The 11911-nt window shown below is 69.5% G+C and carries 12 protein-coding genes; 4 read left to right on the forward strand and 8 right to left on the reverse strand.

The window, feature by feature from the left end; genetic code table 11:
- Positions 1-5: 5 nt before the first annotated feature.
- Genes gatB through gatC form a run of 3 tightly spaced genes read right to left on the reverse strand, consistent with a single transcriptional unit; the run spans position 6 to position 3312 of the window.
- Positions 6-1478, reverse strand: a complete 1473-nt coding sequence (gene gatB, locus RT051_RS07020; protein WP_313074193.1) for an Asp-tRNA(Asn)/Glu-tRNA(Gln) amidotransferase subunit GatB — start codon at positions 1476-1478, stop codon at positions 6-8.
- 23 nt (positions 1479-1501) lie between these two features.
- Positions 1502-3001: an Asp-tRNA(Asn)/Glu-tRNA(Gln) amidotransferase subunit GatA gene (gene gatA / locus RT051_RS07025; RefSeq protein ID WP_313074196.1), complete on the reverse strand. Its 1500-nt coding sequence runs from the start codon at positions 2999-3001 to the stop codon at positions 1502-1504.
- 11 nt (positions 3002-3012) lie between these two features.
- Positions 3013-3312 carry an Asp-tRNA(Asn)/Glu-tRNA(Gln) amidotransferase subunit GatC gene (gene gatC, locus RT051_RS07030; protein ID WP_313074199.1) on the reverse strand — a complete coding sequence of 100 codons (300 nt, stop codon included), beginning with the start codon at positions 3310-3312 and terminating at the stop codon, positions 3013-3015.
- A gap of 212 nt (positions 3313-3524) precedes the next feature.
- Here gatC and RT051_RS07035 point away from each other — a divergent pair, with 212 nt between their 5' ends.
- From RT051_RS07035 to mrdA, 4 genes are read left to right on the forward strand one after another with little or no spacing between them, the layout of a single operon-like run.
- Positions 3525-4568, forward strand: coding sequence for a rod shape-determining protein (locus RT051_RS07035; RefSeq protein WP_313074201.1), 1044 nt, complete (start codon positions 3525-3527; stop codon positions 4566-4568).
- 53 nt (positions 4569-4621) lie between these two features.
- Positions 4622-5545 (forward strand): rod shape-determining protein MreC, encoded by a 924-nt coding sequence (mreC, locus tag RT051_RS07040; RefSeq protein ID WP_313074204.1) that lies wholly within the window; start codon positions 4622-4624, stop codon positions 5543-5545.
- Complete coding sequence (gene mreD, locus RT051_RS07045) at positions 5542-6060, forward strand: rod shape-determining protein MreD (RefSeq protein WP_313074207.1); 519 nt, start codon at positions 5542-5544, stop codon at positions 6058-6060. Before mreC ends, mreD begins: the two co-directional genes overlap by 4 nt.
- Positions 6061-6084: 24 nt before the next feature.
- Positions 6085-8034: a penicillin-binding protein 2 gene (gene mrdA / locus RT051_RS07050; protein ID WP_313074209.1), complete on the forward strand. Its 1950-nt coding sequence runs from the start codon at positions 6085-6087 to the stop codon at positions 8032-8034.
- Between the two features lie 4 nt (positions 8035-8038).
- Here the strand turns inward: mrdA and RT051_RS07055 are convergent, their stop codons facing one another.
- The 5 genes from RT051_RS07055 to RT051_RS07075 form a co-directional block, all read right to left on the reverse strand.
- Positions 8039-8932 (reverse strand): DMT family transporter, encoded by an 894-nt coding sequence (locus RT051_RS07055; RefSeq protein WP_313074212.1) that lies wholly within the window; start codon positions 8930-8932, stop codon positions 8039-8041.
- 248 nt (positions 8933-9180) lie between these two features.
- The gene (locus RT051_RS07060) at positions 9181-9918 is read right to left on the reverse strand and encodes an amino acid ABC transporter ATP-binding protein (protein WP_313074215.1); all 738 of its coding nucleotides are present in this window, start codon (positions 9916-9918) and stop codon (positions 9181-9183) included.
- Complete coding sequence (locus RT051_RS07065; RefSeq protein WP_313074218.1) at positions 9915-10697, reverse strand: amino acid ABC transporter permease; 783 nt, start codon at positions 10695-10697, stop codon at positions 9915-9917. Before RT051_RS07065 ends, RT051_RS07060 begins: the two co-directional genes overlap by 4 nt.
- Before the next feature lie 68 nt (positions 10698-10765).
- Positions 10766-11530, reverse strand: coding sequence for an ABC transporter substrate-binding protein (locus RT051_RS07070; RefSeq protein ID WP_313074221.1), 765 nt, complete (start codon positions 11528-11530; stop codon positions 10766-10768).
- A 189-nt stretch (positions 11531-11719) separates the two neighbouring features.
- Positions 11720-11911, reverse strand: a 192-nt coding sequence (locus tag RT051_RS07075; RefSeq protein WP_313074224.1) for an arginase family protein, incomplete at its 5' end; no start/stop codon positions are given.

The raw sequence follows: 11911 nt of genomic DNA on the forward strand, positions 1-11911 counted from the left end.
GGCTGTCAGTCCAGCCGGCTCTTGAGCAGGGTGTTGACCTGCTGCGGGTTGGCCTTGCCCTTGCTGGCCTTCATGACTTGGCCGACCAGGGCGTTGAAGGCCTTGTCCTTGCCGGCGCGGTACTGCTCGACGTTGCCCGGGTTGGCGGCGATGACCTCATCGACGATGGCCTCCAGCGCACCGGCATCCTGCATCTGCCTGAGGCCCTTGGCCTCGATCAGTGCATCGACCTCCTGGCCTTCGCCCCGCGCCGCCGCTTCGGCGCCTTCCCCATTCCAAAGGGCATCGAACACCTGGCGCGCGGCGTTGTTGCTGATGGTGCCGTCGTGGATGCGCGCTATCAGCGCCGCGAGCTGGGCGCTGCCGACCTTGACCGCATCCATGCCGATTTCCTCGGCGTTCAGGCGGCGCGAAATCTCGCCCATGACCCAGTTGCTGGCCAGTTTGGGCTGGCCGCAGGCGCGCGCCGCGTCCTCGAAATAGGCCGCCATGGCTTGGCTCTGCGTGAGCGTGGTGGCGTCGTACTCGGGCAGGCCGTATTGCTCGACGAAGCGCGCGGCCATGGCGCGTGGCAGCTCGGGCAGGGTGGCGCGCACCTGCTCGATCCACTCGGGCGCAATCACCAGCGGCGGCAGGTCCGGGTCGGGGAAGTAGCGGTAGTCGGCGGCGTCTTCCTTGGTGCGCATGGCGCGCGTCTCGCCCGTGTCGGGGTCGAACAGCACGGTGGCCTGCACGATCTTGTGGCCGTCCTCGATCTGCTCGATCTGCCAGCGGATCTCGTAGTCGATGGCCTGCTGCATGTAGCGGAAGGAGTTCAGGTTCTTGATCTCGCGGCGCGTGCCCAGGGGCTGGCCGGGTTTGCGCACCGAGACGTTGGCGTCGCAGCGGAACGACCCTTCCTGCATGTTGCCGTCGCAGATGCCGATCCAGGTCACCAGCTTGTGCAGCTCCTTGGCATAGGCCACGGCCTCCTCGGTGGAGCGCATGTCCGGCTCGGTCACGATCTCCAGCAGGGCCGTGCCGGCGCGGTTCAGGTCGATGCCGCTCATGCCGATGAAGTCCTCGTGCAGCGACTTGCCGGCGTCGGCCTCCAGGTGGGCGCGCACCAGGCGCACGGTCTTCTTTTCGCCCTCCAGGTAGAACGACACCTCGCCGCCGGCCACCACGGGCTTGTCGAACTGGCTGATCTGGTAGCCGTGCGGCAGGTCGGGGTAGAAATAATTCTTGCGCGCGAAGATGCTTTCATGGGCGATGTCCGAGCCCAGCGCCAAGCCCAGGCGGATGGCGAATTCCACCGCCTTCTTGTTCATGACCGGCAGCGTGCCGGGCAGGGCCAGGTCGATGGCGCTGGCCTGGGTGTTGGGCGGTGCGCCGAAGGCGGTGCTGGCGCGGCTGAAGATCTTGCTGGCGGTGGCCAGCTGGGCGTGCGTCTCGAAGCCGATCACGACCTCGTAGCCCTGGATGAGTTTGGCTGTCATGGCAAGCGGGCAGGTGTCTCGGTTCAGGCGGCAGCCGGGCGGCGCTGGTGGAAGTCGGTGGCCTGCTGCAGGCGGTGCGCCAGGTTCAGCAGGCGCGCCTCGGCGAAGTGGTTGCCGATGAGCTGCAGGCCCACCGGCATGCCGGCGTCGCCGAAGCCGGCGGGCACGCTCATCGCCGGCAGGCCGGCCAGCGACGCGGGCAGGGTGTAGATGTCGGCCAGGTAGGCCGACAGCGGGTCGGTCTTGGCGCCGATCGGCCAGGCCACGGTGGGCGAGACGGGCCCGGCGATCACGTCGCAACGGGTGAAGGCCTGCTGCAGGTCGTCGGCGATCATGCGGCGTAGGCGCTGCGCCTGCAGGTAATAGGCGTCGTAGTAGCCCTCGGACAGCACATAGGTGCCGATCATGATGCGGCGCTTGACCTCCTCGCCAAAGGCCTCCGAGCGCGATTTTTTGTACATGTCCAGCAGGTCGGAGTACTGCGCGGCGCGGTGGCCGTAGCGCACGCCGTCGAAGCGCGACAGGTTGGAGCTGGCCTCGGCCGGACTCAGGATGTAATAAACCGGCACGGCCAGGTCGGTGCGCGGCAGGGAGATGTCCACCAGCGCCGCGCCGAGTTTTTCGTATTCCTTGAGCGCTGCCTGGACGGCGGCGCGCACGTCGGGCGCCAGGCCGTCCGCGAAGAATTCGCGCGGAATGCCGATGCGCAGGCCTTCGATGCTGCCGTCCAGGCCGCGCGTGAAGTCCTCCGTGGGCAGGTCCAGGCTGGTGGAGTCGCGTTCCAGGTCCGGCCCGCACAGGTGGGACAGCAGCAGGGCGCAGTCTGCGGCCGAGCGGGCCATGACACCGGCCTGGTCCAGGCTGGAGGCGTAGGCGATCATGCCGTAGCGGCTGGCGCGCCCGTAGGTGGGCTTGATGCCGGTGATGCCGCACAGGCTGGCGGGCTGGCGAATGGAGCCCCCCGTGTCGCTGGCCGTGGCGGCCGGCGCCAGACCGGCGGCCACGGCGGCGGCGCTGCCGCCCGAGGAGCCGCCGGGCACGCGCGTCGCGTCCCAGGGGTTGCGCACCGGCTGGGGCGAGTCCAGGCCGACGGCGGCCACGGCGGCGCTCTCGTTGTCGCCGCCCATGGCGAACTCGTCGCAGCTCAGCTTGCCCAGGCTCACGCAGCCGGCCTGTGCCAGGTTGGCGACGATGGTGGCGTCGAACGGCGAGCGGTAGCCGGCCAGCATCTGGCTGGCGGCGGTGGTGGGAAAGTCGCGCGTGACGAACACGTCCTTGTGCGCGAGCGGCACGCCGGCCAGCGGCCCGGCGGTGCCGGCGGCCAGGGCCGCGTCCTGGGCGCGCGCCTGGGCCAGCGTCGCCTCTTCGTCGATGGCGAGAAAGGCGCCCAGCGCCTGCTGCTGGCGCGCGCGCGCCAGGAAGTGCTGCGCCAGCTCCACGGCGCCGACCTCGCGCCGGCGCAGGCTGTCCGCCAGCGCGCCCACGCCCGTTTCATGCCATGCGGTGTGTTGTGTCGTGCTCATGCCTTGCCCCTTCATTCGATCACGCGCGGCACCAGGAACAGGCCGTGCTCGACGGCCGGCGCGTTGGCCTGGTAGGCCTCGCGGCAGTCGGGCTCGCTGGCCACGTCGTCCTGCAGGCGCAGCGTGACGGGCCGCACGGCGGCCAGCGGATGCGCCAGGGGCGCCACACCCGTGGTGTCCACCGCCTGCATCTTCTCGACGATGGCGAAGAAATCGTTGATGGTGGTGAGCATGCGCTCGCCCTCGGCGGGCGTGAGCTCAAGCCGCGCCAGATGGGCGATGCGGGCGATGTCCTGGGGGGTCAGTGCCATAGGGGAGGGGCGCGGAAACCGGATGTAAAGCTGACCAGCCGGGCCGCCACCAGGGAAAGTTATTCACAGGGGATGCGTTATTATCCCGCCTTTGCCGCAACGCCCTCCCGCGCCACCGGTGATCGTGCGAAAAAAGCGCCATCCCCCACCCCCTTTGAGATTTTCGGCGACGGCAGGCCGACGCGCATGCCGTGCCGCATGAGGATTCCTGAATGTTCGGAGCATTCCGTCGGTACTTTTCCACCGACCTGGCCATTGACCTCGGCACGGCCAACACCCTGATTTTTGCGCGCGACAAGGGCATCGTCCTGGACGAGCCGTCGGTGGTCGCCATCCGCCACGAGGGCGGCCCGCACGGCAAGAAGGTCATCCAGGCGGTAGGCAGCGAGGCCAAGGCCATGCTCGGCAAGGTGCCGGGCAACATCGAGGCCATCCGCCCGATGAAGGACGGCGTGATCGCCGACTTCGTCATCACCGAGCAGATGATCAAGCAGTTCATCAAGATGGTGCACCCGCGCTCGGTGCTGACCCCCAGCCCGCGCATCATCATCTGCGTGCCCTGCGGCTCCACCCAGGTCGAGCGCCGCGCCATCAAGGACGCGGCCGAGGCGGCCGGCGCCACCGCCGTCTACCTGATCGAGGAACCCATGGCCGCCGGCATCGGCGCCGGCCTGCCGGTGTCCGAGGCCTCGGGCTCGATGGTGGTGGACATCGGTGGCGGCACCACCGAGGTCGGCGTGATCAGCCTGGGCGGCATGGTCTACAAGGGCAGCGTGCGCGTGGGCGGCGACAAGTTCGACGAATCCATCATCAACTACATCCGGCGCAACTACGGCATGCTGATCGGCGAGCCCACGGCCGAGGCCATCAAGAAGAATATCGGCAGCGCCTTTCCCGGCTCCGAGGTCAAGGAGATGGAGGTGCGCGGCAGGAACCTCTCCGAAGGCGTGCCGCGCCCGTTCACCATCTCCTCCAACGAAGTGCTGGAAGCCCTGGCCGAGCCGCTCAACCAGATCGTCTCGGCCGTCAAGAACGCGCTGGAGCAGACACCGCCCGAGCTGGGCGCCGACATCGCCGAGCGCGGCATGATGCTCACCGGCGGCGGCGCGCTCTTGCGCGACCTCGACCGCCTGCTGGCCGAGGAGACCGGCCTGCCCGTGCACGTGGCCGAGGAGCCGCTGACCTGTGTGGTGCGCGGCTGCGGCATGGCCCTGGAGCGCATGGAGCGCCAGGGCAGCATCTTCACCAGCGACTGACGGCCGGCCCCGACCGGCGTACGGGCGCGTCCTGCGCCCGACCCTCCTGACGCATGCCCCCGGACACCCTCGATCGCACTGCGCCGTCGTTCTTCCGGCACGGACCGTCGCCGCAGTCGCGCCTGGTGCTGTACGCGGCGCTGGCGCTGTTCCTGATGGTGGCCGATGCGCGCTTTCGCGTCACCGAGCCGCTGCGCACGGCAGTGGCCACGGCGCTCTATCCCCTGCAATGGCTGGCCTGGCAGCCGGTGCGCGCCGTCGAGGAGGGGGCCGGCTACGTGCAGTCGCTGCAGCAGGCCCGCGAGAGCGTGCAGGAAGCGGAGAAACAGATGGCGCAGATGGCCGTGCGCCTGGGCCAGGCCGAGCAGCTCGCGCGCGAGAACGCGCAGCTGCGCGAGCTGCTGGAGCTGCGCCAGCGTCTGAGCGCGCCGGGCCAGGCCGCGCAGGTGCTCTACGACACGGCCGACCCGTACACGCGTCGCGTCATCGTGGACCGCGGCCAGACCGCCGGGGTCGAGCCCGGCTCGCCCGTGGTGGATGCGCTCGGCGTGCTGGGCCAGGTCACCCGCGTGTATCCCATGCTCAGCGAGGTGACGCTGCTGATCGACCGCGACCAGGCCATCCCCGTGCTCAACGTGCGCACCGGCGCGCGCAGCGTCGCCTACGGCGACCCGACGGCTGCCCAGGGCGGCGGCATGGAGCTGCGCTTCACCCCGGGCAATGCCGACGTGCAGGAGGACGACCTGCTCACCACCAGCGGCGTCGATGGCGTCTATCCGCCCGGCCTGCCGGTGGCGCGCGTGACGCGGGTCGAGCGCCGCGCCGACTCCACCTTCGCGCGCATCTACTGCGAGCCGCTGGCGCGGGTGCACGGGGCGCGCCACGTGATGGTGCTCAAGCCGCTGGCGACCGACCTGCCCGAGCGCCCCCCGGTCGAGCCGCCAGCGCAGAGAAAAGGCCGGGAGGCACGCAAATGATCATGCCCCGTGGCCAGCCGCTGCTGCTGCCGGTGCGCCCCACCTTCATCACCCTCAGCCTGCTGGCCGCACTGCTGCTGGACATGTTGCCCCTGGGGCGCGTGGCCTGGACGCCCGACTGGCTGATGCTGCTGCTGGTGTTCTGGTCCATGCACCAGCCGCAGCGCGTGGGCATGGGCGTGGCCTTCGTCATGGGCCTGGCCGTGGACGTGCAGCAGGCGGCGCTGCTGGGCCAGCATGCGCTGGTCTATGCCGCGCTGGTGTTTGCTGCGCAGGCGGTGGCGCGGCGCGTGCTGTGGTTCGGCAGCCTGTCGCAGGCCCTGCAGTTGGCCCCGCTGTTCTTTGCCGCGCATGGGCTGGAGCTGGCGCTGCGCCTGGTCGGCGGCGGCCTCTTCCCGGGCTTCGAGCTGGCCATCGCGCCGGCCCTGGAGGCGCTCCTGTGGCCCCTGGCCAGCTGGTTGCTGCTGGCGCCGCAGCGCCGCGCGCCCGACCAGGACGACAAGCGTCCGCTGTGACGCCGCTGCCGGGGTGAGCGCTGCATGAACGAGGTGCGCAATGTCGAGGCCGATGCCGGGCGCTTTCGCCTGCGCTTGCTGGCCATGGGCGTGCTGGTGCTGCTGGCCTTCGGGCTGATCGCCGCGCGCCTGTACGTGCTGCAGGTGGTGCGCTACGAGGGCCTGGCCGACCAGGCCGAGAACAACCGAACGGCGGTGGTGCCCATCGTGCCCAACCGGGGCCTGATCCTGGACAGGAACGGCGTGGTGCTGGCCACCAACTACTCGGCCTACACGTTGGAGATCACGCCCTCGCGCGTGGCCGACCTGGAGGCGACCATCGACACGCTCTCCGAGATCGTGGACATCCAGCCGCGCGACCGGCGCCGCTTCAAACGCCTGCAGGCCGACTCGCGCAGCTTCGACTCGCTGCCGATTCGCACGCGGCTGTCGGACGACGAGGTGGCGCGCTTTGCCGCGCAGCGCTGGCGCTTCCCCGGCGTGGACATCAAGGCGCGGCTGTTTCGCACCTATCCGCTGGGTGAGGTGGCCAGCCACGCCATCGGCTACATCGGGCGCATCAACCAGCGCGAGAAGGAGCGCATCGAGGACTCCGACGAGGCGGCCAACTACCGCGGCACCGACTACATCGGCAAGCTCGGCGTGGAGCAGAGCTTCGAGACCACCCTGCACGGCCAGACCGGCGTGGAGCGCCTGGAGACCTCGGCCGGCGGGCGCGCCGTGCGCCGCCTGGACAGCCACCCGGCCACGCCTGGCAACACGGTGATGCTGTCGCTGGACATCAAGCTGCAGAAGATGGTGGAGGACCTCTTTGGCGAGCGCCGCGGCGCGCTGGTGGCGCTGGACCCGAGGAATGGCGAGGTGCTGGCGCTGGTCTCCAAGCCCACCTTCGACCCCAACCTGTTCGTGGAAGGCATCGACCAGGAGAACTGGCAGGCGCTCAATGAATCGGTGAACAAGCCGCTTTTGAACCGGGCGCTGCGCGGCACCTATCCGCCGGGCTCGACCTACAAGCCTTTCATGGCGCTGGCGGCGCTGGAAACCGGCAAGCGCGGCGCGGGCGTGGTGGTGAGCGACCCGGGCTACTTCAACTACGGCGGGCGGACGTTTCGCAGCCATGAGGGGGGCCTGGGCGGCGTGGACATGCACCGCGCCATCCAGTATTCGAGCAACACCTACTTCTATTCGCTGGCCGTGGAGATGGGCGTGGACACGATCCACGACTTCATGGCACCGCTGGGCTTTGGCCAGATCACCGGCATCGACCTGGGCGGCGAGCTGCGCGGCGTGCTGCCCAGCACCGAGTGGAAGCGAAGCGCCTACAAGCGCCCGGAAGCCAAGCGCTGGTTTTCTGGCGAGACGGTGTCGCTGGGCATCGGCCAGGGCTACAACAACTTCACCATGCTGCAGCTGGCCGTGGCCGAGGCGACGCTGGCCAACGGCGGCACGCGCCACCGCCCGCACCTGATCAAGGCGGTGAAGGACCAGGTCACGGGCGCCGTCACCGAGGTCGAGCAGCCCCCGGGCGAGCACCTGGGCTACAAGCCGCGCAACGTCGAGGTCATCCGCCGCGCGCTGCAGGCCGTCAACGAGGCCGGCACCGGCCGGCGCGTGTTCGCCGGCGCCCCCTACACCTCGGCCGGCAAGACCGGCACGGCGCAGGCCGTGGGCTGGGCGCAGAACTCCAGGTACAACGCCCGGCTGCTGGCCGAGCACCAGCGTGACCATTCGCTGTTCGCTGCCTTCGCCCCGGTGGACGAGCCCCGGATCGCCGTGGCCGTGATCGTGGAGAACGCAGGCTTCGGCGCCGCCGCCGCCGCGCCCATCGTGCGGCGGGTGTTCGACTACTGGCTGGCCGGGTTGTACCCGAGCGAGGAAGACATCGCCGCCGTGGCCAAAGGGCAGGGCGGCCCGCCCATCGGCGCGCCGCGGCGCGTCGAGGAGGTGCCGTTGCCGGAGGCGACGACACCTTGAGACACTAGGCGGTGGCCGGCGCGCCGCGCGCCGGCTGCACCTGGCTGACAATCAGCGCCACCACGATCAGCGACGCCCCGGCCAGGCCGCTCAACCCCAGCGTCTCGCCAATCAGCACCCACGCCGTGAGCGCGGCGAAGACCGGCTCCAGGCCGAAGACGATGGCGCTGCGCATGGCGTCCACGCGCTGCTGGCCCCAGGCCTGCAGCGTCACGACCAGGACGCTGGCGACCACGCCGAGGTAGATGAGCGCGGCCAGCGCCGGGCCCGGCAGGTGGGTGATCGCCTGCAGCGTAGTGGCTGCGCCGCCATGGCGCGCCAGCACCAGCACGCTGGCGGCGGCGCACATCGTCAGCGCCTGCATGGCCGCCAGGCGGGTGGCGCGCAGCGGTGCAGCCGCCGTGCGGCGCGCGCACTCCTCCAGCACCAGGATGTAGATGGCATAGAACAGCGTGCTGGCGAGCGTCAGCGTATCGCCCAGGTTCCAGGGCTCGTTCTCATGGAACATCAGCACCATGCCGGCCAGCGCCATGGTGCACGCGCCCCACAGCGCCGCGCCGTAGCGCCGGCCCAGCACGGCCATGGCCAGCAGCGGCACCACCAGCACGTTCAGGCCGGTGACGAAGGCGTTGCGGTTGCTGCTGGTGCGCGCCAGGCCTTCGATCTGCAGCCAGAAGGCGATGAACAGCAGCGCGCCCAGCAGCAGGCCCCAGCGCCGCTCGGGCACGCGCAGGCCGCGCCACATCGGCGCCAGCACGACGAGCGCGATGGCAAAGCGCGCCCAGATGATCTGCAGGGCGTCGAGCCGCGCGGACAGCAGCTTCATGGCCGGGAAGGTGGTGCCCCAGACGGCGACGACGAGGAGCAGGGCCAGCAGGCCCTGGCGTTCGGAGCGCATGGTGATGGTGTGGGATGAAAAGCGCCGATGGCGCGACGGGGAGACTTGCTCCTTCCCCCTCTGGGGGAAGGCGGGGATGGGGGCCGGCTCGCGGTAGGCGCTGCCGTTGAGAATATCCAGCCGCCGCTGGCCCCCACCCCTACCCTCCCCCAGAGGGGGAGGGGGCGGGAGAGGGTGCGAGTTTTCAATGAAAAAGACCGGAAACCCACGCCAATAAACGGCTTGCAGCTATGCTATGAGTAGCAAGATCAGCTGCTCATGCGCCGCAGGAACGAGCGGATGCGCTCGCTGGCCGGGTTGGCGAAGAACTCCGCCGGCGGCGCGTCGTGCGCGATGCAGCCCTGGTCGAAGAACATCACCCGGTCTGCCACCTCGCGGGCAAAGCCCATCTCGTGGGTCACCACGACCATGGTCATGCCGCCGCGCGCCAGCTCGCGCATGACGTCCAGCACCTCCTGCACCATCTCGGGGTCGAGTGCGCTGGTGGGCTCGTCGAACAACATGACCTTGGGCGCCATGGCCAGCGCCCGGGCAATCGCCACGCGCTGCTGCTGTCCGCCCGAGAGCTGCCAGGGGTACTTGTGCGCGTGGTCCTGCATGCCCACGCGCTTCAGGAGCTGCATGGCGCGGTCATTGGCTTCGCCGCGCGCCGTGCGGTGGATGCGCCGGGGCGCCAGCGTCAGGTTGTCCAGCACCGTGAGATGCCCGAACAGGTTGAACTGCTGGAACACCATGCCGACCTCGCAGCGCTGCTGCTGCAGAGTGCGCTGGTCGTCGGTGACCTCGACGCCGCCGATGGTGATGCTGCCGCTGTCGTGCGGCTCCAGGCGGTTGATGGCGCGTAGCAGCGTGCTCTTGCCCGAGCCGGAGGCCCCGATGATGGTCGTGACCTGGCCGGTGTGGAACTGGGTCGATACGCCCTTCAGCACCTCGTGGCTGCCAAAGGCCTTGCGCACGTCCTTGCAGACGATGTAGGGAGCGGTCATTTGACGCGGCCCTCCACGTCAAAGCGGTGTTCGATGGCGTGCGTGACCTGGGTGACCAGCGTGGTCAGGATCAGGTAGGTGATGGCCACCGTGGTCAGCGTCGCCACCGGCTGGAAGGTGGCCGACTGGATGCGGTTGCCGACGTTGGTCAGCTCGACCACGCCGATGACGTAGGCGAGCGACGAGTCCTTGAGCAGCGCGACGAAGTTGCTGACCAAAGGCGGCAGGGCGATCTTGAAGGCCTGCGGAAACACCACGTCCAGGAACACGCGCGAGCGCGGCAGGCCGAGCGCCCGCGCCGCCTCGGTCTGCCCGCGCGGCACGGCCAGCAGGCCCGCGCGGATGGCCTCGGCGTTGTAGGCGCCCACGTTCAGGCCCAGCGCCACGGCGGCGGCGGCGAAGTCGGGCAGGTTCAGGCCCGGCACCAGCACCGGCAGCGCGAAATAGACGAACAGGATCTGCACCAGCAGCGGCGTGCCGCGAATGGCCCAGATGTAGAAGCTGGCGATCCAGCGCAGCCAGATGAGGCGCGAGGTGCGCGCCAGCGCCGCCGCCGTGCCCAGCACCAGCCCGGCGACACCGGCGACCACGGTGAGCTCCAGCGTGGTCAGCGCCCCTTCGGCGAACAGCGCGGCGTTGGAGCCGATGGGCTCGGGGAAGAACGACAGCAGCCAGCCGAGCAGCGACAGGACCAGCGCCATCAGCACCAGGGCCGCCACCAGCGTCGCGTTGCTGCGCTGGGGCCGGCTCCAGCTTGAGGGCCAAAGAGCAACGAGCATGGGAGATCAGCAAAAAAGCATGCGCCGGGCGGCAGGGCCCGGCGCATGCAGGAAGGGGCAGGAGGCGGTTACTTGCAGGTCACGTCTTCCTGGAAGTACTTCTGCGAGATCTTGCCGATGGTGCCGTCGGCGACCAGCTCCCTGAAGGCCTTGTTCCAGGCGTCGGCCAGGCTCTGGTTGCCCTTGGCCACGGCGGCAGCGACTTTCTCGATGAACAACATGTCGCCGGTCTTGAAGCCGGCCTTGGGTGCCTTGGCCAGCATTTCCTTGGCGACGAAGCGGTCGGTCACCCAGGCATCGACGCGCTTGGACGCCAGTGCGCTGCGCGCGGCCTCGTCGGTGGGGAAGTTCTTCACGTCCTTGACGCCGGGCACTTCCTTGACGTGCTGCAGGTAGGACGTGCCGGTCTGCACCGCCACCACCTTGCCGGCCAGGTCGCCGGCGGTGCGGATCTCGGGCTTCATGGCGACGATCTGGCCGCCCGAGCAGTAGTGCGGGTCGGTGAAGGTGGCAGCCTTGGCGCGCTCTTCGGTGATGCCGTGCGAGGCGATGACCAGGTCCCAGCGGTCCTGCTGCAGGCCGGTGAGCAGGGCGTCGAAGCCCACGGTCTTCCACTCGTATTTGAGGCCCATCTTCTTGGCCACGGCCTCGGCGACCTCGATCTCGTAGCCCGTCAGCTCCTTGCCCTTGAAGAAGTTGAACGGCGCGTACTGGCCCTCGGAGCCGAGGATGATGGTGCCGCTCTTTTCGATCTCTGCCAGCGGACGTGCCTGCACGGTGGCTGCGGCGCACAGCGCCAGTGCTGCGGCGGCCAGGGTCTTGAGCATCTTCATGGGGTTCCTGCGGGGTGGTTCAGGTACACAAAAAAGTCCGGCGTTGCGGTTCACAAGCCGGACACGGGGTGGGGGGCTCGCGCCGAAAACCCGGCTGAGAAAACGGCCTGGCGTCAAGCAAGTGGCGCATTATAGGGACGCGCTTTTGTCCTCGGGCATGGGCGCAAACCCGCGCGGTGGCGCGGTTTTTCAGCCCGCGCGCACCAGGGTGGACTTGCCGAACAGGCTCTCCAGCAGGTCCACGGCCAGCTCGGCCGTCTGGTTGCGCACATCCAGCGCCGGGTTCAGCTCGACCAGGTCGGCCGAGGCCAGCTGCCCGCAGTCGGCCAGCATTTCCATGCACAGCTGCGTCTCGCGGTAGGTCAGGCCGCCGCGCACGTC

The sequence above is a fragment of the Melaminivora sp. genome (assembly GCF_032059615.1).
GTDB lineage: Bacteria > Pseudomonadota > Gammaproteobacteria > Burkholderiales > Burkholderiaceae_C > Melaminivora.

Excerpts from the sequence above, each read along its gene's own strand:
- gatB (WP_313074193.1), bottom strand. The coding sequence starts at position 1,478 with ATGACAGCCAAACTCATCCAGGGCTACGAGGTCGTGATCGGCTTCGAG.
- gatA (WP_313074196.1), bottom strand. The coding sequence starts at position 3,001 with ATGAGCACGACACAACACACCGCATGGCATGAAACGGGCGTGGGCGCG.
- gatC (WP_313074199.1), bottom strand. The coding sequence starts at position 3,312 with ATGGCACTGACCCCCCAGGACATCGCCCGCATCGCCCATCTGGCGCGG.
- RT051_RS07035 (WP_313074201.1), top strand. The coding sequence starts at position 3,525 with ATGTTCGGAGCATTCCGTCGGTACTTTTCCACCGACCTGGCCATTGAC.
- mreC (WP_313074204.1), top strand. The coding sequence starts at position 4,622 with ATGCCCCCGGACACCCTCGATCGCACTGCGCCGTCGTTCTTCCGGCAC.
- mreD (WP_313074207.1), top strand. The coding sequence starts at position 5,542 with ATGATCATGCCCCGTGGCCAGCCGCTGCTGCTGCCGGTGCGCCCCACC.
- mrdA (WP_313074209.1), top strand. The coding sequence starts at position 6,085 with ATGAACGAGGTGCGCAATGTCGAGGCCGATGCCGGGCGCTTTCGCCTG.
- RT051_RS07055 (WP_313074212.1), bottom strand. The coding sequence starts at position 8,932 with ATGCGCTCCGAACGCCAGGGCCTGCTGGCCCTGCTCCTCGTCGTCGCC.
- RT051_RS07060 (WP_313074215.1), bottom strand. The coding sequence starts at position 9,918 with ATGACCGCTCCCTACATCGTCTGCAAGGACGTGCGCAAGGCCTTTGGC.
- RT051_RS07065 (WP_313074218.1), bottom strand. The coding sequence starts at position 10,697 with ATGCTCGTTGCTCTTTGGCCCTCAAGCTGGAGCCGGCCCCAGCGCAGC.
- RT051_RS07070 (WP_313074221.1), bottom strand. The coding sequence starts at position 11,530 with ATGAAGATGCTCAAGACCCTGGCCGCCGCAGCACTGGCGCTGTGCGCC.